Raw genomic sequence first — 25,369 nt, forward strand, 5'->3', positions numbered from 1 at the left:
CCCAGCAGAACCGGGCGCACTACGGCCTGGGCAGCGAGGCGAGAGCGCGACTCCGTCGCACCTCTCCAGGCCAAACACGCCGCGCACACGAGTAGTCATTGGAAGAATTCCCGCTCCGGCGCGTATTGATCACGAACCGCCGAAAGCTCTCCAATTTCGACCAGCGACGTCACGCGCGCCTCGCCTAGAGGCGTCACGGCGCGGGGGAGACATCGCAGATCACCTGGGGCGCCTCGTGCCCGTAGACGACGCGCAGGCTCGGGTGGGCGCGGACGAGCTCGCGCAGGCGCTCCAGGCTCCGCTGTCCCACGGCCTCGTCGCTCGCCGAGGGACCGCGCGGGCCGATGCCGTGCTCGAACGCCCAGGCATAATGCGACGCATCGCCGATGAGCAGCACCGGACCGGACTCTGCGTTGACCACGAACGAGAGGTGACCGCGCGAGTGGCCAGGCGTCGGGAGCGCCCAGAGCGCGCCGTCGCCCCACACATCGATGGCCCGGTCGAACGGCGGCATGGGGACGCCGCGCGCGAACGAGAGCTCCGAGAGCGTCGCCCCCTCGGCGAAGTGCCCGTAGCCCAGGTGCCCCGCGAGATCGTCGGCCTCGCCCTCGCCGGTCACGATCTCGACGTCGCGGGGGAGCTCGCCGAGGCCGGCGGTGTGATCGCCATGAACGTGGGTCAGGTAGACCTGACGCGGGCGCGAGCCGAAGCGCGCGAGCTGAGCACCGAGCGAGCGCCCCGCGGGGAGCGTGAACCGCGTGCCCATCGCCCGGTGCAGCCAGCTCACCGGCGCGCGGATGTCGCCGAACGGCTCGCGCTCGAACGGGGCGGAGAGGCCGGCGTCGATCAGCACGTCGCCGCGCGCGGGATGGCGGACGAGGTGCGCGTAGATCGGCAGCGGCTCGTGCTCGCGGGCGCGATCGAACGCGACGTGGTCGCTGCGGAGCAACATCGAGCGCGCTCCGCCGACCTCGCCCGTCTCCAGGGTGCACAGGCGCACGCGCTGGCCGCGCGCGAACACGTCCTCCCACGCGGAGGCGCGCTGCGGGGGCACGGCGAGCTCCACGCGCGGGAGCTTCGATGGGCTGCCAACGCCGGCCCAGATCACGAGCGCCGCCGCGAGCGCGACGACGGCGCCGAGCCCGGCGCCGATCCGGCGAAGCCACGGGCGGATGGACGTGGAGGGCCGGCGAGGCACGATCGGCGGCTCGGGCGGCGTCAGCGAAGGAGCTTCATCGAGCGGGACATCACGCATGCCTCGGTTCTACGGCGCGTGGTCGCACACGGGTCATGCTTCGGCGTGATGCCTGGTATGTCGTGCAGGATATGATCCGGCGATGCGGATCGAGGACGTCGACTTCAACGGGCTTCGCGCGCTCCACCACCTGCTCGAGACGCGGAGCGTGACCCAGGCGGCGCGGCGCCTCGGCACGACGCAGCCCAACATGAGCCGCTCGCTCGCGCGGCTCCGAGAGGTCTTCGGCGATCCCTTGTTCGTGTCCACCGGCCGCGCCCTCGAACCGACGCCCATGGCGCTCACGCTCCAGCCCGACGTGGAGCGCGCCCTGTCGGCGCTGCGCACGGTCTTCGATCCCATGGTCCGCCAGAAGCGCGAGGACGAGCCGTTTCCGCTGCGCGTGGCGACGTCCGACTACGGCACCCTGGTCGTGCTGAGGCCGTGGCTCGCGCAGCAGGCCGAGGCGCGGCGGATGACGACGCTGCGCATCGTCCAGCCCTCGCTGGAGACGATCGGCGCCCTCGAGCGCGGGGAGGTCGACCTGGCGCTCGTCCCGCGGGTGGACATCGACGGGCTGGAGCAGTTCGTGTTCCGCCCCATCGTCGACGACGAACACGTGATCGTGACGCGGCGTGGGCACCCGCTCACGCGCGGGCGCGCGACGCTCGAGCGGTACCTCGCGTGCGGGCACGTCGTCGTGGGCACCTCGCTGCCGGGGCTCTCGTCGGTGCAGCGGGCGATCGCGCGGCTCGAACGATCGCGGGACGTGCAGGCGCGCGTGCCGTCGCTGCTGCTCGCGCTCTCGCTGGCAGCGGAGACCGATCTCGTCGCTACCCTGCCCGCGCGCATCGTCCGCGCCTCGGGGCTCCCGCTCACGACCCGACCGGTCCCCTTCGAGGTCGAGCCCTTCACGCTCCACATCGTGTTTCATCCACGCTGGACGACCGACCCGCGCCATCGCAGCATCCGGGAGAGCCTGATCTCCAGCTCCACCGCGAGAGGGCGCTCCAGGGCGTCCCCATGAGCCTCCAACGTTCGTGTGGATCGCGTTGCGGGTGCGATTCGACCGGAGCACGCGATAGCGCCGCTCAGGCACTCCACGGCCTCCGTGCAGGTTCGACTCCGATACTGCTATGCTGGCGCATGGGTCAACGCTGGGTCGCGGTGTTCGGCTGGCTTCTCGCCCTCCTGGTCGTTCCGTCCGGCTGCCATCCCCCGCCAACACAGGCGCCGGCCGCGCTGCCCGCGCGCGCGACTCCGAGCCATCACGCGACTCCGACCCCGCGCGATCCGTCGGCCGTGATTGACCCGGACGATGATGCCGGTATCGCCGCGGCGCTCGCCGGCCACGGGCTCGATGGATGGATGCACGGCGCGGCGCCTGCGTCCGGTCTCTTCGTATTCACCTACCGGCTCCCGCACGATTTCTTCCGTTACGCTGACTTTCCGATGATCCCGGGGTCGCCGGAGGTCGCGCGGGAGCTCGCCGGGCTCCAGCGGCACGACCGGCTGCGCGTGTTCGGCAGCCTCGAGAAGAAGGGCCCTCAGCGCCATGTCCGCGTGCGCCGCATCGAGGTGATCACGCGGTTCTCCTCCGGCGTGGACGCGCCGCCGTATGCACACGACACGACCACGCGCGCGGCGCTGCTCGGGGGGCGCGAGCTCGTGGGTCGTGTGCACGGCGTCGACGCCGAGGGCAAGATCCTCGTTGTCGAGCTCGCAGACAAGGTGGTGCCGGTCTTCGTGACCCGCCCGGAGCACGTCCGAGACCTGTGGCGCAATGACAAGATCCGGTTGCATTACGTGATCGCCGAGCACCCCGATCGCCCGATCCACCTGCGGCTCGATCCGGCCGTCTCGAGGCCAATCGAGGTGCTGGAGCGCATGCAGGCCGGTCATGGCCGGCCGGTCGAGCTGGAGGGCGATCTCGTGCTCTTCCCGAGGAGCCCGCAGATAAAATTCGACATCTGGGCGCTGCGCGTCGTCGACAGGGATCGGGTGGAGCGCGAGTATACGCTCGTCAATTTCAGCGATCCGGAGCTCTTCAAGGCGATCCGCGACAAGCTCGCGCGGGGCTGGGCGGCGCACCCCGGCGCCCCGGTGGACGCGCGCAACAAGTTCATCAAACCAGGCCTGCGCGTGCGCGCGAGGGGCGTGCTCAACGTGATCTCGCCGGCGCAGGCCAATCCGCAGATCTTGCTGTCGTCGGAGGGGGCGGTCGAGGTGCTCGGAGCCCCGGGAGGGGGATCGCCGCCTCCTGTCGACCGATGAGGCGTCCCCGGGTCCCGCCGGTCCGTCCTGTGCATCATCCTGTGCATCATCCTGTGCATCATCCTGTGCATCATCCTGTGCATCAGCCAGGCCCGACCGCCTGACGGGCTCGACCACGGCGGTCGAAGGCAATCGCGCCTCCATTTTCTGCTTGCCCACGGTTTCCTCGGACCACACTATCTGCCGGGGGTGGGGCAGCCGCACGCGCCGCCCCTCGGAGCGTCATTCTTTCGTATCTCGAGCGAGCGCCCCCTCCGGCTCGGGCCGCTCGCGGCGTTCGTCCGTCAGAGCCCGGGACGCTCCACGCGCCCGCTTCACTGCCCCGTGTCCCGACGGCCAAGCTCTCGATCGGAGGTGCGCCCTTGAAACCAGCGATCGTCCTACCGCTCGTCATCGTATCGTCGTGCCTCGCCTCCGCCGCTGCCGCAGCCGAGCAGGCGTGCGGGTACTCCAGCGCCGGCTGGAACGCGCCGAACGGCGCGGCCGTGTTCAGCGCCGGCTCGGGGCCGATCGGAGACGTCCTTAACGCAGTCGGCGAGTTCCGGACGCACTCGATGCTGTCGCATGGCCCCGGACGGTGGGTGACGCATGCCACCATGAAGCAGCCGCGCGAGAACTCCTGGCCCGAGGTGTGCAGCACGCCCATCGTATCGAACGATCTGCTCGATGGTTATCCCGGGCTCGCGCAGGTCAACCAGGGGGGGATCTACCGCTTCCTCTACGGGAGCGGCGGGATCGGCCCGGCCGCGCTGACGTATCAGGTCGGCGATCCCAAGCGGGCCGCGTCGATCGGCGAAACCATCTGGTGGGAGGTGCCTTACTACGCCGAGCGCTCGATCATCGACGGAGGGGTCGAGATCCCTCGGCTGAGCGTCCGCGGGGACCGGGTGCACTACTCGTTCTTCCAGTACCGCAACACCGAGGGCACGCCCACCGGCGGGCCGGCGTGGAACAACGGTATGGTCTGCTCGTCATTCCTGGCCTACGCGCACCATCTCGACGGCCAGGGCGCCATCCCCCCGTACACGTACAGCCACGCCAAGCTCGCGAGCGCGGCCAACGCCCTTCACGGCGGGGTGATGGACAGCTGCGAGAACAGCCTGGGGTTCTGGGGCTCGATCGGCACATCGATCGCCTGCCTCTCGGACGTCTGCGAGAAGGCCGCCAATCAGGTCGCGAACTGCATGGCCTCGCACGCCTGCGACACCGGCAGCGGCAGCTTGTGGAGAGGAGTCCGAGACGACCCGAAGACCGTCGCCGTGTCCATCAGCCCCGACCGCATCGGCGGCTGGAGCGGGCACCCCTGGGGGACCCAGGCCGGCGCGACCGTCTGGTCCGCCGATACGAACCACAACGTCCAGTGGAACTCCGGAGGCAATGTGTACGGGTGCTGGTACTGACGATCGCTCGAGCACGCTGACATGAGGAGCTCAGGCCATGAGGACCAGGATCGGTGCGCGTCGGTCAAAGGCGCAGTGGGTCGGCGTGGCGGCGCTCGCCGCCGCGCTCTGGCTCTGGGTCTGGTCGGTCCGCCCTCCCGAGGTGCCCGAGCCCGCCCGGGCAGCGCCGAAGGCGAGCGCGCCGGAGGCCCCGCCGAGCGCGAGACGCGCGGCGAGCGTCGCCGCGGCGAGCACGAGGGCGCCCGCGGAAGACCCGGCGCCCCGCATCGACGAGATCGAGGTCGAGAAGCCGGAGGTGTGCGCCGGCGAGGAGAACCTCATCACCGTGCGCGCCCATACCTCGAACGGTACGGATGAATACCTCCACAGCGTCATTGGCACGCGAACCGGATCGCGGGTGCCGCTCCGCATCTGGCCCGACACGGACGGTTCATACGAGATGCCGACCATCGCCGTGTTCGGGCGGAACAACGTGGTGAGTCAGAGCGAGGTCCCGAGATACAAGGTCAAGGCCTGCAAGCCGGAGCGGATCGTCGTCATCACCCACAGGCTCCTGCCGAGCACCCCCGGTGACTACGAGCTCACGGCGCGGATCGTCGACGTCGGGGTCAAGGACAACCCCGACGCGAGGCCGTTCAAGCCCGCGAGTTATGCCTGGGTGTTCGACGACGGCGGCTCGGAGAAGACGAAGGCGCCGTTCGTGACCCACAGCTACGAGCGCCGGCCGCAAACCGCGCTCGTCTCCGAGTTTTTGATCCGGGTGGAGGTCCAGAGCGAAGCGGGCGAGAAGCTCGCCGGCCGTACCCTGCTCCAGATCCCGAACATGATGTTTCAGGACCTCGCCGAGCGAGGCATCGTGACCCTCGCGGCGACGCCGACGCCCCGATTTCCCGAGCAGGACGGCGACGGCGTGGTCCGGCAGGCCTTCCGCTTGTGGCATCACCGCGACGCGCCGGTCCGGATCGATACCGTCACGGCGGTGCGGTACTACGCGGGAGCCTCGGACGCCTCACCGCGCGAGAACGCGTCGCTCGGCCTGGTCGAGATCCCACCGGGGCAAGGGGTCGATGTGGAGGTGAGGCTCGACACGGTGCGTGAACCGGATGTCTTCACCATCACGTACTTTATCGAGGGGGAGACGGCCGAAGGGAACGCTGCGCGCGGGACGTTCTCGCTGATGAAGCCGCCGCCCGCGCCGACCAAGGAGTCGAGCACACCGGTCATGGAGCCCGTCCTCCTCGCGAAGATCAAGCGGGCGCGAGAGCTCCTCGCGCAGGAGTTCGTCACCGACGAGGACATCTGGCGGCTGGAGCGAGAGGGAAAGATGGCGGATCTCGACGTCTCGCCGCCGCGGACGAAGGCGCCATAGCCCGATCCGAGCGCGACGCCATGCCCGCATCGACCCCTCCGCTTCGGGGCTCGTGACCGGTCAGGCGCCGATATCGATCGTGCCCTCGAAGCTCCGATCAACGTGGCTCGGCCCGCCGCGCGCCGTCGGCCGCGGCGGCGTCGGCGCGGTTCATCCGCTGGATGCAGAGCTTGAGACCGGCGCGGAGGTTGCCCATCGTGATGATCCCCGAGAGATCGACCCCGAGCGCGATCATCGTCTGCGCCACGTTCGAGCGGATACCCGTGATCACGCCCTCCGCGCCGAGGAGCCGTATCGCGCGGACCATCTCGATGAGGTAGCTCGCCGTCTTCGTGTCGACGGCGTCGACCCCGGTCAGATCGAGTATCGCGAAGCGCGCCCTCTTGGTCGAGATCGCGTCGAGGAGGCTGTCCATCACCTCGGAGGTCCTCACGCTGTCGACGACGCCGACCATCGGGAGCGTCAGCACGCGATCCCAGACCTCGATGATGGGCGTCGACAGCGCGCGAATCACCTGCTGCTGGGCCTGGATCATGTCGAGCCTCGCCTGGAGCTCGACCTCCTTGCGCTTCATGTCCGTGATGTCGAACGTCACGGAGACCGCGCCGTTCGGCGCGCCGCGCTCGTCGAGGACGGGGAGCAGCCAGGACCGCCAGGTGACGCCGTGGGTCTCGACCTGGTTCTCCACCACCTCTCCCGCCAGCACGCGCCGCATCCCGTCCGCGGCCTCCGGGCTGGACCCGTAGAGGTCGAAGACGTTCTTGCCGATGAGCGCCCCAGGCTTCACGCCCGAGTTCTCGAGCCCCTTGCCGTCATGATGGGTGAAGACCCCATCGCGATCATACTTGCACGCGGCGATCGGAACGTAATCGAGGATGGAGCGCAGGATGATCGAGTCGTCCCGCGAGGCGTCCGCCAGGCGGCCGCGGTGGGTCACGTCCTGCCCGAGGAAGAGCCTGCGCACCACCTGGCCGTCGGCGCCGCGCATCGGCTCGTGCACCCACGCACACGCGACGACCCGCCCGTCCTTCCGCCGGTGTTCGGCGGAGAGCGGCGCGCCGCCCTGCCCGTCGCAGAGGCGTCGCCAGAGGTCGGCGTCGGCGCCGCTTAACGCCGTGTCCGTGAGGCGGCGGCCAATCACCTCTTCCCCGGTATAACCCAGCAGCCGCTCCGCCCCGGCGCTCCACGCGGCGATCTCGAGAGACCCGACGTCGCCGTTGCACTCCACGGCGATGAACGGTCCGTTGAGGACCGCGTTCATGTAGCTCGTCGCGATCTCGAGCTCGTCCGGCCCGGCCACCTGGTCCATGCGCCGCACTGTACCGGGCACGTCCTCGGCATGTCGAGAAAAACGGCCGCGCCCGACGGTCAGCTCCCTCGCTTCATCGTGGCATCGATGAGCCCGTGCGGCTCGTCGACCGGCACGAAGATCTCGTTGTCGTTGGTGAGCCCGAAGGGTGCGAGATCGACGAGCAGGCAGTGCTTGTTGGGGAGCGAGAGGCTCACCTCGTCGATGGCAGGACAGGCGGCGAGCACCGCCTCCCCCAGGTCATGAATGGTGTGCTGCACCGAGAGGCTGTGTCGCTCTGCGAACGTCTCGATCAGGGCGCGGCGGGCGCGCTCCCACGTCGCCGTCGGCGCCGGGTCGCGGCCGGCCGCGCGCCAGCGAGCCACCATGAGCGTCGAGAGGATGCGGTCCCCGGTCTCCTTGAGCGTCGTGTACTCGTCGCGCGGGAAGCCCGAGAACGCCGAGCCGGCGGTCTTGAGGACGAGGAGGTCCGCGATGCCGGACGTGATCTCGACCGCGCCGGGAGCCGCGGAGATCTCCGCGGTCCGCCGCTCCCCAGCCGCGCGGAGGAAGGCGTGAGGGTGCGGCGCGCCGCCCGCGTCGATGCGAGACCAGACGTTCTCCGCGATAGCGACCCTCGCCCGCCGGGTGTGCGGCTTACCGAGGAAGTGCTCGGCGAGCAGGACGCCGAAGTCCTCGATCGGCTCGACCGGGTGGCCCTTGGCGAGCGCGTACACGGTGTTCTTCATCGTGTCCGTGGGCAGCACCTTGCTGTTGTCACCCTTCGTGTAAGCGTCGTCGAACTCGCCCTCCAGCTGGACATCGACCTGGACGTCGGTGAGCTCGTGCCGCGCGCCCGCGCGGCGGACCTTCACGAGCCGCACCCTCGATTTGCCATAGGCGTTCCGCACCAACGAGATTGACATCGTTCTTCAGCTCCCGCGCCGGGCGACGACGCTCTTTTGAGACGCGGGAGAGACGGTAGCTTGAAGCGCGACGCCGGCTCAAGCCTGGCGGGTCCCCTCGCCCTCGACCCGCGGCGCCCGACGACGCTCCGGCGGCGGCCGCCCGCCGGAGCGTCGTCGGGCGGGCCCGTGCGATATGGCGCGTGCGGCGACGAGGGCGCGTCACCACATACGCGGGCATGGTGACCACAGAGCGTGACAGGGCGGCCGATGAGCTCGTCGCTCGCCGTGAATCGTTGAGGGACGCCGCGCTCGCCCGCCTCGAGGCCGCGTCCGTCGCGCCGCGCGCCTTCGGAGCGCGCGGCGAGCGCGAGGCGCTCTCGCGCTGCCACGTGGACCTCGCGGCGCACATCGACGCCCTCGCGGCGGCGCTCCGCGCGGCGGGCGCCCGGCAGCTCTGCGAGTACTGCGCGTTCACGGCGGTGTTCCTCGAGGCGCTCGGGGTGCCCCGGCGCGCGCTCGGCGCCGCGCTCGACGCGCTGAGCGAGAGCATCGGCGAGCAGCTCGAACCGGCGCTCTCTTCGCTGGCGCAGGACGCGCTGGCCGCGGGCCGGGAGCGCCTCTGCGCCTCGCCCCTCGTGACGCCGGCCGCGCTGGCGGCCATCCCCGAGGCCCCGTGCGCCGCCGGCGAGGCCGGCTCGCCGGCGGAGGCCATCGAGCGCTCGGCGGCGCGCATCGCGCCGATGAGCGTCGCGCTCAGCTTCATGCGGCGCCCGGCGGACGCGCTCGCCGCCGGCGCGAAGCGCGCCCTCTGCCTCGACGACGCCAGGCGCCACGTCGCGCAGCTCGCCGCGGCGGTCGACAACGGGTCGCCGGAGCTGTTCAGCGCCTATGCGGAGTGGGCACAGACGCTGCTGGTGCAGCACGGCCTCGACCCCGCCGAGCTCGTGGGCTACCTCCGCGCGCTCGGCGACGTCCTCGCGCTCACGCTGCCGGAGCGCCTCGCCGAGGCGCCGCGGCGGTACCTGGCGGCGGCGCTCGAGCGGCTCACCTCGACGCACGCCGAGAATCCCAGCTTCGTCCGCCCGGAGGCGCCGCTCGGCGCCGTCGCGTGCAGCTACCTCGACGCGCTGATCGCGCGGGACCGGAGGCGAGCGGTGCGGGCCATCCGGGAGGCGCTCGACGCTGGCGCGCCGATCAAGGACATCTATGTTCACGTGCTGGAGCCGTGCCAGTACGAGGTGGGCCGGCGCTGGCAGCTCCGTCAGCTCAGCATCGCCGGCGAGCACTACTGCACAGCGGTCACGCAGATGATCCTGAGCCAGCTCTATCCGCACATCGTCAGCGCCGATCGCGCCGGCCGTCGCCTCGTGGCCACCGCCGTGGACGGGAACCTCCACGAGATCGGCGCGCGCTTCGTCGCCGATTACTTCGAGATGGCGGGGTGGGACACCTTCTATCTCGGGGCCAGCACGCCGGCCGAGCACGTCATCCAGGAGGTCGTCGACCGGAAGGCCGACGTCCTCGCGATCTCGGCCGCGCTCAGCGATCAGCTCTCGAGCGTCCGCCAGGTGATCACCGCAGTGCGCGGCGACGATCGGTGCAGGGGCGTCGTCGTCCTGGTCGGCGGCCAGCCGTTCCGCGTCGTCGACGACCTCTGGAGGCAGCTCGGGGCCGACGGCTCGGCGCCGAGCGCAGAGCGGGCCGTCCGCACGGCGGAGCAGCTCCTCGCGGCGCGGAGCGCATGACCCCGCTCCGCGCCTTCAACCGCCGGCCACGCGGGGTGCGTTTCGCATAGCGAGCTCCGCGCCGGCCTGCCAAAGACAGATCGTCTCCGCCGCGAGCGAGGGAGAGGCTCGGATTCCGATGATTCCGATGGAACCGCGCAGGGCGCAAAGCGCAGGAGAAGATGAAGGAGCGCCGCTCGTGACCCCTCCGCCGGGACACGAGCTCAGTGGTCCAGTCGCAGAGCGCGCCGCCGCTTTCCTCATGGCCTCGACTGCGCTCGCGATCGGCGTGTTCACGCCGGATGGCGCGCCGAGGCTCACCAACCACGGCATGCGCCGGCTGCTCGGGGGGGCGGGCGAGCCGGGTCGCGCCGAGGCTCGCCTCGTCAGCCCGAGCTTCGCGGAGCTCGCCGCGGCCGGGCGCGGCGGCGAGGAGCCGATCTACCGCGGCATGCTGCACTTCGGGGATCTCCGGTCGATCGCGCACAGCCTCCGGGGAGAGGTCTGGCGGCTCGGCCACGACCTGCTGCTCCTCGCCGAGTTCGACGTCATCGAGCTCGAGCGCGTCGTCGCCGAGGTGTCCGCGCTCAACTCGCGGATCACGAGCCTCCAGCGGCGGCTCGTCTCCGAGCAGAAGCAGCTCGAGCGGTCGCTCGAGCAGCTGCGCGCCACGCAATCGATGCTCGTCCACTCGGAGAAGATGAACGCGCTCGGCAAGCTCGCCGCCGGCGTGGCCCACGAGATCAACAATCCGCTCGCCTTCGTCCGCAGCAACGTGCACACCCTGGGAGAGTCGCTCGATCGGCTGTTCGCCGCCTACGAGGCGCTCGATCGGGCCGCCGTCGGCGCAGGCTCGGACGATGTGAAGGGCCTCGCCGAGGCGCTCCGCGCGGAGGTCGAGCCCGACTTTCTGCGCGAGGATACGGGGGATCTCGTGAAAGGCACGCTGGGCGGCCTCGCGCGCGTGCAGAAGATCGTCGAGGATCTCAGGACCTTCACGCGGATCGACCGGGCGGAGGAGGAGCGCTGCGACCTGAGGGAGTGCCTGGAGAGCACCCTCGCGATCGCGGGCCCGACGCTGAAGAACGGCGGCGTCCAGGTGACGGTCGAGTGGGCCGAGCTGCCGATGCTGCGCTGCAAGCCGGCGGAGCTCAGCCAGGTGTTCCTGAACCTCCTCATCAACGCGGCCCAGGCGGTCGAGTGCCGGGGCCGGGGGAACGGTCGCATCGTGATCCGCGGGCGCGACGAAGCGCGCCGGGTCGTCCTGCAGTTCGAGGACAACGGCGCCGGGATACCCCCTGACGTCCTCGGCCGGATCTTCGATCCGTTCTTCACGACCAAGCCTGTCGGGCAGGGCACGGGGCTCGGCCTCACCATCTCGCACAAGATCATCGTCGATCAGCACGGCGGCACGATCACCGTCCGATCGACCCCCGGGATGGGCAGCACCTTCACGATCACGCTGCCGAAGGAGGTCGACCGATGACGCGCGCCTCCGGCGAGCGGCCCGCGCTGCTCATCGTCGACGACGAGCGCGAGACCTTGAAGGCGCTCCGCCGCGAGCTCCGGCGCGATTACGATGTCCTCATCGCGGAGAGCGCCGAGCAGGGCCACGCGATCTTGCGCGAGCGGCCCATCCCTGTCGTCCTCAGCGACCAGCGGATGCCGGGCACGACGGGCACGGAGTTCTACGCGAGGCTCAAGGCCGAATTCCCGGAGACCGTCCGCCTCCTCATGACCGCCTATGCGGACACGAGCGCCGCCATCCAGGCCATCAACGAGGGCGGCGTGTACCGGTTCATCTCCAAGCCATGGGATCCGCCGGAGCTCGCCGGCGTCGTGAGCGACGCGTTCGCGCAGCACGAGCGCATCAGCCGCTTCCAGCGGCTCCTCTCGAGCCTCAAGACGAGCGCCGACGCGCTCCACCTCGAGAACCAGCAGCTCGCCGAGGTGACCCAGAGGACCCATGAGCTCATGGGCGTCGCCGCGCACGATCTGCGCAATCCGATCGCGGCGATCCAGTGGTTCTCGAAGATGCAGCTGGCCGGCGCCGGCGCGGGGCCCGAGGACACGCGGCGCTACGCCCTGAAGATCCAGGACAACGCCGAGTTCGCGCTGCAGCTGCTCGAGGACCTGCTCGACATCACGACGCTGGAGCACGGGAACGTCGCGCTTCGCCTGCAGGAGGCCGACCTGCGAGGCATCGTCGCGGCGGCGGTCTCCCTGAACGAGCACGGCGCCGGCCGGAAGGGGATCTCGGTGGACGTCGACGTGCCCGCGGATCTCCCGCTCGTCTGCTGTGACGTCGGGCGGATCGAGCAGGTCCTGAGCAACCTGCTCAGCAACGCGTTCAAGTTCTCTCATCCGGGCACGACGGTGACGGTGCGCGCGCGGAGGCTCGGTCAGGCGATCGAGGTGATGATCGAGGATCAGGGCCTGGGAATTCGCCCGGACGAGATCAGCGGCCTGTTCCGCAAGTTCCGGAGGACGAGCACGCGGTCGACCGGCGGCGAGAAGAGCACGGGGCTCGGCCTGTCGATCTGCAAGGACCTCATCGAGCGCCACGGCGGCACGATCCGCGTGGAGAGCGAGCTCGGCCGGGGAACGCGGGTGTTCTTCACGCTCCCGATGAAGGCCGGGCGCGCCTGCGAGCCCGAGCGCCCCGCGGCGTAGGCTCGCCCGCGCGCCGCGCCTGGCTCACCAGCTCACGGTGTCGTCGAGCGTGAGCGTCCCGCCGGACGCGGGCGTGCTCATCGTGCGATTGCCGCCGCCCGGGAGGTTCTCCCAGGTCACGGTGCCGTCGGCGTTCTTGCGATAGTACTTGTACTGGAACGCGCTGCTGGCCGGCAGGTTGACGCGGTTCGTCCACACGGGGTAACTGCGCGGATCGATCGGGACGCCGAGATCGGTGTTCCAGCTGCCGAGCGCCGCGGTGTTGCCAGTGACGTACATGTGCTGGCCAACCAAGGTGGTCGCGGTGACGTTGACCGTGACGCCTGCCTCGCCGGAGCCGGGCGGCACCACACACGCGTTGTAGCGGCCGCAGACCACCGAGGGGACATCGACGACCCTGCCCGCCCGGATCGACGCCACCAGGCTGATGTACTCGCCCATCGCCCAGTTCAGGGGGCTCATCGACCTCGTCGGGGTGCCCGCCGCGACGTTCGCCGGCTTCTGGACGGACCAACCGGTGACGTCCGTCGTCTCGCTCCATACCTGCTCTGGGATGAAGCCCTGGGGCGTCGAGAACGCCTTCACCGCGGTCAGGTAAGGGTTGCCGTCGGCGCCGACACCCGTGCTGGCGATCTTGAACATGCCGCGCTCGGCCGTGAAGATGGGCCACAGCCGGCCCCGGCCGCCGTTTCCGTCGAAGTTGCCGCCGTCGTTCTTCTCGCCGTATCCATCGTAGTTGTAGCGGAACCACGCGTCCCCCTTGCCGGCGATGGTCCGCTTCAGGATGGCGTCGTACTCGGGCAGCGTCGCGACGATCGAGGGATCGTCGGCCCGCTTCACCCCCATCCGCACGAGCTCGAGGAACCCGCCGTCGACGATGTACCGCTGGTCGTGCGTGCCGCCGCCGTTGCCGATCGTGAAGGTGACCGCCGCGTCCGGCCCGGACACCGGGTTGTACACCTGCGGCCCGCTGCCCGTGTTGCCCCGCGCAGAGGGGTTGATGCGGAGGTAATACCGGCCGTCGCCGTGGTACCCCGTGGTCGTGAACGTCCAGCGGTCGACGCCCTGCTGCCAGGCGTCGGCGGCGGCCATGTAGCGCGCCGCGCTGGTGGTGTCGCCGTTCGCGCGGGCGATCGTCGCGGCGCAGACGAGGCCCGCGATCTCCGCCGCGATGGTCGACGGCGAGTACCCGGCGTTCTCCTCCCAGCGCTCCTGCTGGGTCCATGGGCCGGTGTTGACGATGTAGTCGGCGGTCCTCTTGATCTTCTTCCACAGCGGGTTGTAGACGGAAGGTCCGAGCCGCCACGCGAGGATGATCGGCATCGCCTGCTCATCCATCTGCGTGCCTTGCCAGTACTGCCAGCCGCTGACCCAGGCGTTCTGCGGGAAGCGGCCGACGCGGCTGTAGCCCTGCGGGCAGCCCGGCGCGTCGTACTCGGCGGCGCCGCAGTCGCTCGACTGCTGCAGGGTGTTGAACAGGTAGTTGACAACCGAGGTCCCGGTCGCGGTGTCGCCGGCCGTCACCAGCGCGCTGGCGAACTTGAACAGATCGCGCGCCCAGACCAGGTGGTAGCCGCCGTTGTTGCCGTCGCCGTTGGTCTCGCCCCAGGGCGTGCCCATCCCCGCGATCATGGCGCCGTTCGATTTGTCCTGGATCGCCTTGAGCGACATCGCCGCGAGGTAATACTGGTCGTCGGCGGTGGCGCTCTGGCTGCTGAGCCCGGCCGCGTAGGTCTTCCACCCGTTGTCGTAGGTGGTTTGCAGCGTGCTCAGGCTGCTGCCGAGCGTCGCGTTCGCGGTGGAGGCCGCCTCGGTCTCGGTCGCGCCGAAGCCGAGCACGACGTCGAACGAGACGCTGGTGACGGCGCTCGCGCCGAGGTCGATCCAGCCCATCTGCGCCACATTGCCGCCGCTCGCCAGATCGTTTCGCCAGGTCATCGTCCTGTCGACGTTCCCGCCGAGGAGGTCGGTCCAGCCGTCCGACTCGCCGACGAAGCCGCTCGACACCATCGGCGCGCCGCTCACCACCTTCCATGGGCGCGACGCGGCGAGCGCCGAGGCGCGGCTGTTCTCCGAGGCGACGAGCAGCGTGCGCCCCCCTGCCTCGACGGTCCTCGACGTGTCGCCGGCCCCGGAGTTGTCCATCGCCGGGTTGTGGAGCACGTAGAGGTTGAACTGGGTGACGTTCCTGCCGCCCAGGGCGTCGAACCGGACGCGCTGGATCAACGCGTGGCGCCCCGGATCGGTGAAGACGGTCTTGGTGATCCGCCAGTTGTGGGCGCTGTTCGTCGTCGTCGCCTGCCAGCGCATGGACCGCTTGTCCGGCTGGGTCACGGTGAAGCTCTGCTGCTTCTCCTCGTCGACGAAGGTCTTCGCCGTGTCCCCCACCAGGAACTGCAGATCGACGGTGTTCACGGTGTCGAGCACCGGATAGAACACCTCGGACACGACGCCGCGATGACCGGTGAAGTAGACCCTCGAGGCCGCGGTCGTCGAGGTGCCGAGGAAGGACTTCCCAGCAGGTCCCCACACAGAGGGTACCCCGACCCCCTTGGCGGCAATGCCTGCGCCGAGCGCCTTCAGGGCCTCTGCCTTCGACGGGGCCCTGCCGACGGTGCCGAACGGGAACGGGACAGCGGACTCCCCGGCCATCGGCTCCTCTGCATCCGTGTCGAGCGCGCAGCCCGCGAGCCCGAGTGCCAGGCAAATAATTGCAGTGTCACAAGAAATGCGCTTCAGCATCACGCCATTCCCCTTCCATCGGGTGGCCGTCGCGTGAAGACCGCTCCACGGCTACCGTAAGCCAGCGAGTTGGTTGATGTTTTTACGTGGAACTGGCGGATCGCGGCCCGGGCCCCCTGCGCTCACTTCGCTCCGGCTCCGCGTGGGACGCCAGCAATGCTGTAGCGTAGCACGCGATCTTCGCGCGCTTGCGCGCACCTGCGCGCCGCCATGCCGAGCTCCTGGCAAGGACAGCGACGCTGCGCTCTATGCGCCGTGTCGACGCGGATCCACCAGCACCGAGACCATCACGCGGCAGGGCGATCGACGCAAACAGCGCAGCTCGCGTCGCGGGCTCGACGGAGCGCGGCGTCGACCTCGCCGCCGCGAGCTCATCAGCTCACGCGCCAACCAGCTTGCGCCTCGCCGCCGCGTAGCGCTTGACCACCTCGTCCGCGATGACGCCGATCAGGATGACGGCGCCGATGACCGCGAACTCGATCTGGGTCGGGACGCCCAGCATGTTGATGGCGTTGCGCAGCACCTGCATGAGGGCGGTGCCCAGGATGACGCCCAGCACCGCGCCCTCGCCGCCGCGCAAGCTGAAGCCGCCCAGCACGGCCGCGGCGATCGCGTACAGCTCGTAGAAATTGCCGAAATCGACCGGCTGGGCCGAGTTGACCTCCAGCGCGAACAGCATGCCCCCGAAGCAGGCGAGCACCGAGCAGAGGACATACGCGAGGATCGTCATCCTGTCGGTATCGACCCCGCTGTAGCGGGCCGCCTGCTCGTTGCGGCCCAGCGCCATCAGATAGCGGCCGTAGACGGTGCGGTTCAGGAAGATCGACGCCGCCACCGCGATCGCGAGGAACAAGAGGAACGGCATCGGGATGTCGATCCACGTGATCGGCGCGAGCTGCGTCTTCACGCCGGTGAACGGGTGCACCGCGTAGGGGCTGAAGCGCCCCTCGGAGATCCACGAGAGGAACGGCACGGGGACCGAGAGCGGGGTGCCAACCGACAGGTAGCGCAGCGACTCGAACCCGACGCCGAACCCCTGCGTCTGATCGCCGGAGATCCCGCGCGCGGTGCCCCGGTAGAGCAGGAGCCCGCAGAGCGTCACCACGAACGGCTGGAGCCGGAGCTTCGTGATGAGCAGCCCGTGCGCGAGCCCGATGCAGAGGGAGATGCCGAGCAGCACGGGCACCGCCAGCGAGGCCGGCCAGTGCTGCACCGAGAGGAGCCACGGCAGCATGCAGCCGGCGAGCGCCACGACCGAGCCGATCGACAGGTCGATGCCGCCCGTGATGATCACGAAGCCCGCGCCGATGCTGAGGATGCCGAACAGCGCCGTCCTCCGGATCAGGTTCTCGAGGTTCTCCGCGAGGAGGAACCTCCCGTTCAGGAGCGCGGTGCCGAGCGACACAGCGAGGAGGAGCCAGAAGACGCCGAGCACCTTCCGCCGCGTGGTGGGCACGAGCAGCGCAGCCGGCGCGGCGCCGCGCGCCCCGAGGTCATGTGTCGTCGTCACAGACATGCTCTCTGGCCTCGATGGCTCCTGGTCACGCCGCGTCACGCCGCGGCGTCGCTGCCGGTCGCGAGCTGCATGATCGCCTCCTCGCTCAGCTCGGCGCGGCCGAGCTCGCCGGCGATGCGCCCCTCGTGCATCACCAGCGCACGGTCGGACATGCCTATCACCTCTTCCATGTCGCTGGAGACGAACAGGGTGGCCATGCCGCTCGCTGCCAATCGCTCCATCAGCTGGTATATCTCGTGCTTGGCGCCGACGTCAATGCCGCGGGTCGGCTCGTCCAGGAGCAGCACGCGCGGCGACATCGAGAGCCACTTTCCGATGACGACCTTCTGCTGGTTGCCGCCGGACAGGTGCTGCACCGGCTGCACGTCGCTCGGCGTCCGCACGCCGAGCTCCCGGATCGTCTGCGCCGACATCCGGCGCTCGCCCGCGCGGTCGAGGACGCCGTAGCGCTGCGCCGCGCGGAGGCTCGGGAGGCTCACGTTCGCCCGGATCGCCATCTCCAGGATGATGCCCTGTTGCTGGCGGTCCTCCGGGACCAGGCCTATCCCGGCGGCGATGGCGTCTCGCGGGGCGCGCGGCGTGATCGCCCGCCCGGCCACGCGGACGGCGCCTCCGGCCGCCGGCGTGACGCCGAACAGCGTCCGGAGCAGCGACGTGCGCCCCGCGCCGAGGAGCCCGGCCACGCCGACGATCTCCCCGCCGCGCACCGTGAAGGAGAGCGCTCGCTCGGGGTGCCTCGGCGTCCGGAGGCCGGAGACCTCGAGCACCGGCTCGCCGGGCGGGTTCGGCACGTGCGGATAGAACTGCGAGAGATCGCGGCCCACCATCAGCCTCACGATGCGCTCGTGGCTCATTTCCTCCCCGCGCGCGAGCTCGCCCGCGTTCTCGCCGTCGCGCAGCACGAGCACGCGATCGCAGAGCGCCCTCACCTCGCCGAGGCGGTGAGAGATGTACACGACGCTGATCCCGCCCGCGCGGAGCTCCCTCACCACCTGGAAGAGCGCCTCGGCCTCGTGCGGGCACAGGCACGACGTGGGCTCATCCATGATGAGCACCCGCGCGTTCGCGGAGAGCGCCTTCGCGATCTCGACAAGGTGCCGCTGCCCGAGCGACAGGCCGCCGACGAGCGCGCGCGGCGAGCACGCGAGGCCGACGCGCGCCATGATCGCCCGCGCCTCCCGCTCCATCCTGCCCTCGTCGATGAAGCCGCCCCGCCGCGGCTCCCGGCCGAGATAGATGTTGGCCGCGACATCGAGGTTGTCCGCCAGGTTGAGCTCCTGGTGGATGAGCGCGATGCCGCGGGAGAGCGCCTCCCTGACGGAGCCGAGCGCGACAGGCCGCCCGTCGAAGAGCATCTCGCCGGCGTCGGGCGCCTCGACGCCGGCGAGGATCTTCATGAGGGTGCTCTTGCCAGCGCCGTTCTCGCCGACGATGCCGAGCACCTCGCCTCGGCCGAGCGCGAGGTGCACGCCGCTGAGCGCGAGCACGCCGGGGAAGCGCTTGGTCAGGCCGCGCGCCTCGAGCAGCGGCGTCGCGTCCGGTTCAGGCGAGGAGGCTGTCATTCGCGTCAGCGCGTCGAGCGTCGCCAGCCCGGGGCGCGCGCCGCGCGGGCGCCGCGCTGCCCGACGCCGGGCTCACTGTTGTTTGCCCGCCTTCTGCTTCAGATCGGCCCAGAACTCGTCCAGGTTGCCCTTGCGGATCTGCCGGGCCGGCAGGGAGATGAACTTGTCCTGGGGCACGACGGAGTTATCCCCCCGCACGAGCGCCGCGAGCACGCGCACCGACTCCTTGCCGTACATGTACGGATTCTGCACCACCGTGCCGACCACCTCGCCGTCCTGGATCGCGCGCAGCGTCGCGTCCTGCTCGTCGAAGCCGACGACCTGGATCGAGCTCATCTTCCCCGCCTGCTTCACCGCCTCGAGCAGGGCGGGCGTGTGGTACGCGTTCAGGCCGATCAGGCCCACGAGGTCCGGGTGCGCCGACATCATGTCTTCGGCGTTGCTCTTCGCCTTGGCGGCGTCGATCTGGTCGGTCAGGGTCGCGACGATGGTGTATTTCGCCCCCTTCAGCTCCTGGTTGAGCGGGTCGTTCCCAGCGCTATTGTCCTGGCGATCGAGCAGCTCGTCGAGCACGCCTTGACGGCGCTTGCGGGCGTTGTCGCCCTCGAGCCGCCCGACCAGGATGGCCACCTTGCCGCCGCCGGGGATCGCCTCCTTCACGAGCTGCCCCGCCATCCGGCCAGCGACGTAGTTGTCGATGCCGATGTACACGATGCGATCGCTCTTCGGAGCGTCCGAGTCCTGCGTGATGAGCTTCGTCTTCGCGGCCGCCTTGTTGAGCAGCGGGACCTGGTTCTCCGCGTCGATCGGGCTGATCGCGATGCCGTCGACGCCGCGGATCAGGAGATCCTCGACCCGGTGCAGCTGGTCGTTCACGTCGCTCGGCATCACGACGCTCACCTCGACGTTGTGCTCCTTCGCGCCGTCGATGACGCCCTTCTCGGCGATGGTCCAGAACGGGGCGACGCCGTTCGTGATGTAGGCGAGCTTCGGCTTGCCCCCCGCCGCCGGCGCGCCGCCGTTGTCGCAGCCCAGGGTCGCGAGCCCCGCCGCCACGCACACCCCGACGATGAACCGACCGATGCTCTTCAACATGCGCTCTCCCCTCCACCCGTCCACCCGGCACGAGCCGCCTCGCGCGACGGGCCCATACGCCTCGTGCCGCCGCACGGGCCACGACACAGCTGGAATCCCCGGTCAACTGGCCAGCTCATGATGCGCGATCCGCTCCAGACGTGTCTACACGATTCGACGCGCAGATCGCCACGCGCCTCTCGCCCCCCCTAGCGCCGCGTGCCCAGCGCGCTCATGCCGCCCGATCGGCCGACGGCGTAGGCGATCCCGCCCTGCAGCGTCCCGCGGATCACGATGCGGGACATGTCGATGTCGAGCCGGAGGAGCGCCTGCGCGACCTCGCCGCGGATGCCCGTCAGCACCGCCTGGACCCCGAGCAGCCGGAGGGCGTTCGCCGCCTTGAGCAGGGCGTTCGCCACGCGCTGATCGACCCCCTTGATCCCCGTGACATCGATGATGACGGTGCGGGTGCCGCTCCTCGTCGCGCCGTCGAGCAGGGTCTCGAGCACGTCGTGCGCGCGCTCCTCGTCCAGCGTGCCGATGAGCGGCATGACCATCACGTCGCTCGTGATGGGCACGAGCGGGGTCGACAGCTCGGAGATCTTCGCCCGCTGGAACCGGATCACCTCCTCTTGCAGCTCGGCCCGGGCCGCCTCGGCGCGCTCGCGCTCGCCGAGCTCGTGCAACAGGCGCACGTTGGCGTCCCGGAGCTCGGCGCTCTGTGCGGAGAGGCGCACGTTGGCCAGAGAGAGCTCCTCCGTCCGCTCCTTCACCTCCTGCTCCAGCCGCTCGTTGGCCTCACGGAGCTCGGCGCTCACGGCCGAGAGGTCCGCGTAGAGCAGCGCGTTCTCGACCGCCACCGCCGCCTGCGAGGACAGGAGCCGCAAGAGCTCGATGCGATCGGCGGTGAACGCGTGCTCCGCGAGGTGGTTCTCCAGGTACAGCACCCCGCTCAGCCGGCCCTGGTGCAGGAGCGGCAAGCCCAGGATCGATTTCGGCCGGCGCGCGATCACGTGCGGATCGCCGGCGAGGCGCGGGTCGTCGTCCGCGCGCCCGATCACGAGCGCCTCGCGCGAGCGCGCCACGTAATGCACGACCGAGCGGGCCAGATCGAGGCGCGCCTCCAGGGGCATCGAGAGGCCCAGGCTCACCGTGTCGGGGCCGACCGCGATCATCGCCTCGATCGTCAGCACCTCGCCGCGCGCGAGGATGAGGAACCCCCGGCTCGCCCCGGCGCTCTTGATCACGCTGCGCAAGACCTGCTCGATCACCTTGTCGAGCACGATCGCGCTCGAGATGGCCTGGGCGGTGCTGAGGACCGTGGCGAGATCGAAGCTCTCCCCCGCGACGAGGCCCTGGACCGCGGTGCCGGTCGGCGAGAGCGGAAGAGGCTGGCCCAGGGCCGAGGGGTCGGCCGGCGCGAGCTCCTCGCGCAGCGCCTTGGCCTTCTCGGTCGCCCCCCAGCGCTCGTACAGGTAAACCGCCTTGCGCAGGAAGATGTGCGCGAACTCGACCCTGCCCTGGGCGAGCCAGAACCTGCCGTAAAGCTCGTTGCCGAGCGCCTGGTTGTTGATGTAGTCGGCCTGCCGCGCGGCCTCGATGCCCCGCTCGTACAGGTCCATCGCCTCGGCCCTGCGCCCCTCGACGCGGGCCTGCTCGGCGAGCAGGAGCAGGTGCTTGTGAAGCACGTTGTCCGGCCCGGCGTCGGCCCAGCGCTTCATCCGCCCGAGGAGCCGCAGCAGGTGCGCTTCGTGCTCCCGCCGCCCCGCGCCCTCGGCGCTCTCCCACGCGGCGATCCGCATGAGGCCCGCGTAGAACGTCGCCTCGGGCACCTTGGCGTGCGTCGGCAAGGCGCCCTCGATCACGGCGAGCTTCGGCATCAGATCGGCAAAGCTCGCCCTGTCGCCGAACAGGTAGGCATTCCGGATCTTGGCGTAATACAACCACCCCATGTGGTAGGGCGAGCCGCCGTGCTTCGCCGCGTAGGACGCCTCGTCGAACCCGTCGTCGTCGAAGCTGAACCGGCCCCTCGTCAGCCCTTGCAGGCACCTGAGGGGCTGGATCACGCCCGCGAGGAGGATATCGATGATGTCATGGCTGCGGGCGCGCTGCAGGAACGCGAGGTGCGTCTCGGTGAGCTGCGAGAGCTCCGCGAGGTTCATCCCGTAGGTGAGCCGGTCCGAGCCGCTCTGGCTGATCATGTACCCCATGGCCGTCCAGTCGCCGGCCTGGAGCCCGAGGTCGTAGACCCGGTCGTAATAGGGATCTGCCTTCCGCAGGGGCTGCGTCCAGCTGTGCACGTCCGCGGAGAAGATGTGGTAGGTCTTGGCCCGGAGCACGAGGTTGTCGAGCTGGTCTGCGAGCTCGACGGCCATCTTGCCGAACCGATACGCCGTCTCGTACTCGCCGAGCAACGGCCCGACCACCATGCCGTACGCGACGTATCCGAACGCGGACATATCGCTGTTTCCGTGCTGCAGCGAGAGCGTCACCATCTTCACGATGGCGAGGTTCGCGAGCGTCTGGTCGCTCGAGTTGTAGGCCCCGAAGAACAGGTTCACGAGCAGCTCCAGCGTCACGGGGTGCTCGGGGCTCGTCGTCCTCGGGGCGCGGGCGAGCTCCTCGATGCTGCGCGCGCCGAGGAGGACGGGCACCGCCTGGAGCTCCTGCTCGAGCAGCGCGGCGACCTCCTCCCGGGCCTCGGGGATCGGACAGCCGAGGAGCCGGAGGCCGGCCTTCTGGACCAGGGTCGCCTCGTGATTGCGCCACTGGAGCAGGTACTGGTTCGCCTGGACGAGGAGGACAGCGACCTTGTCCATGGCCGTCCGGGCGCGCGCGAGCGCCGCGGTACAGAGCCGCTCGGCCTCCTCGAAGGCGCCGCACAGCGACTCGACCTCGGCGCGCTCCCTGTGGAGCGCGAGGGCGAGCTCGTAGTGGTCGTCGAAGCCGCCGTGGGGCAGAAACCCGAGCCCCGCGCGCAAATAGCCGGCCGCCGCCTCGTAGGCGGTGGCGGCCTTGGCCCTCCTGCCGGCGGCGAGGTTCAGCTCGGCGGCCGTGGCCTGCTCCGCGGGCGAGGTCACGATGGACGCCGCGATGTTGACGTGGTTGACGATGTCGAAGAGCGCCTCGTCCCGCGCGGCGCCCTCGCAGCTGGCGAGCATGAGCCGCGCGATCCTGAGGTGGATCTCGCGCTTGCGATCCTCGCTCATGAGCGAGTACGCCGCCTGCTGGACGCGGTCGTGCAGGAAGCGGTAGGTGACGCGCCAGTCGACGCCGGTCTGCGCCTCGTCGTCGGTCGCGTGCGCGAGGCGGTAGTCGGCGTCCACGGGCGCGATCAGGCCCTCTTGCAGGATCATCCACAGCGCGGACACGGTCTCGTGCGCCGGCCGCTCGCTGATGACCGCGAGGGTGCGCAGGTCGAACTCGTGCCCGATGCAGGCCGCGAGGCGGAGGACGCGGACGAGCTCGGGCTCGAGCTCCTCGATCTTGCGCGCCATGAAGTCGACGACGTTGTCGGTGACCGTGCGCCGCCGGATGCCGTCGAGATCCCACGTCCAGGCGCCCTTCTCGAAGCGGAGCAGGCCCTCCGCGTGGAGCGAGCCCAGGAACTGCCGCACGAAGAACGGGTTGCTCTGGGTCCGGTCGAACACCACGCGGGCGAGCGGCTCGACGTCTGCGCGGGCGGCGGAGAGCGCGTCCGAGAGCAGCGCGATCACGTCGGCGAGGGCGAGCGGCCTCAGCTTGAGCTCGCGGAGCGGCGCGCCCGCCTTCTCGATCTCGTCGAGCGCGACGCGGAGCGGGTGGGCCGCGTACACCTCGTTGTCGCGGAAGGCGCCGAGGAGGAGCAGGTGGCCGCGCTCTGGATCGGCGGCCAGGACCTGGAGCAGCTTGAGCGAGGCCGGATCGGCCCATTGCAGATCGTCCAGGAAGAGGACGAGGGGGTGCTCGGCGGTCGCGAAGACGCGGACGAACGCCTTGAAGATCGCGTGAAAGCGGCCCTGCGCCTCCGCCGGCGGCAGCTGCTGGACCGGGGGCTGCTGGCCGATGATCCACTCGAGCTCCGGGATGAGGTCGACGAGGAGCTGGCCGGTGCTCCCGACCGCGCGGCCGAGCGCCGCGCTCCAGCGCGCGAGCTGCTCCGGTCGCTCGGTGAGGATGTGCCGGAGGAGCTCCCGGAAGGCGCGCGCGAGCGAGGCGTACGGCGCACCGCGGTTCAGCTGCTCGAACTTGCCTGCGGTGAAGTAGCCGCCTCGCTGGGTGATGGCCCTGTGCATCTCGTTCACCAGGGCCGACTTGCCCATGCCCGAGTACCCCGACACGAGCAGGAGCTCGCCCTCCCCGCCGGCGGCGCGCTCGAAGGCGGCGAGCAGCGCGCGCTCCTCCTCGGCGCGGCCGTAGAGCTTCTGCGGGATGCGCAGCGTATCGGGGATGTCGCGCAGGCCGAGCGCGAAGGGCGCCACGGCGCCCGAGGTCGAGAGCTGGCGGAGGCACGCGTCGAGATCGGCGAAGAGCCCGAAGGCGCTCTGGTACCGGTCCTCCGCGTTCTTCTCGAGGAGCTTCATCACGATCCGGGACACCGCGTCGGGCACGCCCGGGACTCGCTCGGGCGGCGGCACCGGCGTCCGCGCGATGTGGCCATGGATGAGATCGAGCGGGTCGCTGCCGGTGAACGGCAGGACGCCGGTGAGCATCTGATAGAGGGTCACGCCGAACGAGTAGAGGTCGGTGCGGCGGTCGATCACGCGGTTCATCCGGCCGGTCTGCTCCGGCGACATGTACGCGAGCGTCCCCTCGAGCGCCTCGGGGCTTATCGCCTGCTGCGTCTCCTGCGGGAGGAGCGTCGCGATGCCGAAGCCGACGAAATGGACCTCGAGCGTGTCCGGGTCGACGAGGAGGTTGTGCGGCTTGATGTCCTTGTGAATCACCTTGCGGCGGTGGAACTCGTCGAGGACCCGGGCCGCCGAGCGGGCGATCGTCAACGCCGCCTTGAGCTCCAGCCGGCCGGCGCGCAGGATGTCGTGCAGCGTCGTCCTGCTCGGCCGCTCGAGCACGAGCGCGAGGCCGTTCCTGTGCTTCTCGAGCCCGTAGGCCTTGACGACGCCCTCGACGTCGAGCGCGCAGAGCACGTTGTACTCGTGCCGGAGCGCCGCGAGCTCACGCGCGCTCGGGAACTCGCTCTTCAGGACCTTGAAGACAGCAGGCTTGCGCTCGTCACCCCAGGTTCCTTCGAACACCTCGATGCTCGAGTCGACGTAGATCGGCTGGCTCACGGAACAGGTCGCGGAGAGCATCTCACCTCGCCGGGGCGCTCGGCCGGCCCGCCGCCGCTGCTGCTCGCGTCGAGCAGACAGGACGGACGGTGTTCTCGCACAAGCGCACCATGGGCGGATTATGTCTAGATCGCTGCCCCCGAGTCACCACCGAAATCGGAACATCGATTCGTCCGTGGTGATATTTTTCAGTATTTGTGCGCTAATATCCAACTCGGACGGAGTCTGGCGTTCGCGCCCGTCACCGAGCGCGGCGGTGCGGCGCGCTAGCGCGGCGCTTCATGCGATGTGGGCTGGCTCTCGGAGGGCTGGAGGAGGTCGATCACGCGGCGCGC

Annotated in this window: 15 protein-coding genes; 7 read left to right on the top strand and 8 right to left on the bottom strand. The window is 70.1% G+C overall.

Annotation, left to right across the window (positions count from 1 at the left end):
* Window positions 1-193: 193 nt before the first annotated feature.
* Complete coding sequence (locus WME73_RS22670) at window positions 194-1,255, bottom strand: MBL fold metallo-hydrolase (RefSeq protein ID WP_437917022.1); 1,062 nt, start codon at window positions 1,253-1,255, stop codon at window positions 194-196.
* Between the two features lie 82 nt (window positions 1,256-1,337).
* Here WME73_RS22670 and WME73_RS22675 point away from each other — a divergent pair, with 82 nt between their 5' ends.
* The 4 genes from WME73_RS22675 (at window position 1,338) to WME73_RS22690 (ending at window position 6,277) form a co-directional block, all read left to right on the top strand.
* Entirely contained in the window at window positions 1,338-2,261 is a 924-nt protein-coding gene (locus WME73_RS22675; protein ID WP_437917023.1) for a LysR family transcriptional regulator, read from the top strand.
* Window positions 2,262-2,380: 119 nt separating this feature from the next.
* A complete protein-coding gene (locus WME73_RS22680; RefSeq protein ID WP_437917024.1) occupies window positions 2,381-3,508 on the top strand; it encodes a hypothetical protein in 1,128 nt (375 codons plus the stop codon).
* Between the two features lie 362 nt (window positions 3,509-3,870).
* Entirely contained in the window at window positions 3,871-4,908 is a 1,038-nt protein-coding gene (locus tag WME73_RS22685; protein ID WP_437917025.1) for a hypothetical protein, read from the top strand.
* Between the two features lie 37 nt (window positions 4,909-4,945).
* A complete protein-coding gene (locus WME73_RS22690) occupies window positions 4,946-6,277 on the top strand; it encodes a hypothetical protein (RefSeq protein ID WP_437747464.1) in 1,332 nt (443 codons plus the stop codon).
* Between the two features lie 97 nt (window positions 6,278-6,374).
* On the opposite strand, the gene WME73_RS22695 is transcribed toward WME73_RS22690, so the two are convergent.
* Window positions 6,375-7,586 carry a PAS domain-containing protein gene (locus WME73_RS22695; protein ID WP_437917026.1) on the bottom strand — a complete coding sequence of 404 codons (1,212 nt, stop codon included), beginning with the start codon at window positions 7,584-7,586 and terminating at the stop codon, window positions 6,375-6,377.
* 59 nt (window positions 7,587-7,645) lie between these two features.
* Window positions 7,646-8,491, bottom strand: coding sequence for a factor-independent urate hydroxylase (gene pucL / locus WME73_RS22700; protein ID WP_437747466.1), 846 nt, complete (start codon window positions 8,489-8,491; stop codon window positions 7,646-7,648).
* Window positions 8,492-8,709: 218 nt separating this feature from the next.
* Here pucL and WME73_RS22705 point away from each other — a divergent pair, with 218 nt between their 5' ends.
* From WME73_RS22705 to WME73_RS22715, 3 genes are all read left to right on the top strand, one after another.
* On the top strand, window positions 8,710-10,218 hold the full coding sequence (locus tag WME73_RS22705) for a cobalamin-dependent protein (protein ID WP_437917027.1): 1,509 nt from the start codon (window positions 8,710-8,712) through the stop codon (window positions 10,216-10,218).
* A 241-nt stretch (window positions 10,219-10,459) separates the two neighbouring features.
* The gene (locus WME73_RS22710; protein WP_437917028.1) at window positions 10,460-11,683 is read left to right on the top strand and encodes a sensor histidine kinase; all 1,224 of its coding nucleotides are present in this window, start codon (window positions 10,460-10,462) and stop codon (window positions 11,681-11,683) included.
* Window positions 11,680-12,870 (top strand): ATP-binding protein, encoded by a 1,191-nt coding sequence (locus WME73_RS22715; protein WP_437747469.1) that lies wholly within the window; start codon window positions 11,680-11,682, stop codon window positions 12,868-12,870. Before WME73_RS22710 ends, WME73_RS22715 begins: the two co-directional genes overlap by 4 nt.
* A 24-nt stretch (window positions 12,871-12,894) precedes the next feature.
* Here the strand turns inward: WME73_RS22715 and WME73_RS22720 are convergent, their stop codons facing one another.
* The 5 genes from WME73_RS22720 to WME73_RS22740 form a co-directional block, all read right to left on the bottom strand.
* Window positions 12,895-15,522, bottom strand: a complete 2,628-nt coding sequence (locus WME73_RS22720; RefSeq protein WP_437917029.1) for a glycoside hydrolase family 15 protein — start codon at window positions 15,520-15,522, stop codon at window positions 12,895-12,897.
* A 469-nt stretch (window positions 15,523-15,991) separates the two neighbouring features.
* A complete protein-coding gene (locus WME73_RS22725; RefSeq protein ID WP_437917030.1) occupies window positions 15,992-17,128 on the bottom strand; it encodes an ABC transporter permease in 1,137 nt (378 codons plus the stop codon).
* Between the two features lie 35 nt (window positions 17,129-17,163).
* Complete coding sequence (locus WME73_RS22730) at window positions 17,164-18,690, bottom strand: sugar ABC transporter ATP-binding protein (protein ID WP_437917031.1); 1,527 nt, start codon at window positions 18,688-18,690, stop codon at window positions 17,164-17,166.
* A gap of 72 nt (window positions 18,691-18,762) precedes the next feature.
* Entirely contained in the window at window positions 18,763-19,785 is a 1,023-nt protein-coding gene (locus WME73_RS22735) for a sugar-binding protein (protein WP_437747472.1), read from the bottom strand.
* A 188-nt stretch (window positions 19,786-19,973) separates the two neighbouring features.
* Window positions 19,974-25,034, bottom strand: coding sequence for an AAA family ATPase (locus tag WME73_RS22740; RefSeq protein ID WP_437747473.1), 5,061 nt, complete (start codon window positions 25,032-25,034; stop codon window positions 19,974-19,976).
* Between the last annotated feature and the right edge of the window lie 335 nt (window positions 25,035-25,369).

The organism is Sorangium sp. So ce302, from assembly GCF_051530145.1.
Classification (GTDB): domain Bacteria; phylum Myxococcota_A; class Polyangia; order Polyangiales; family Polyangiaceae; genus Sorangium; species Sorangium cellulosum_B.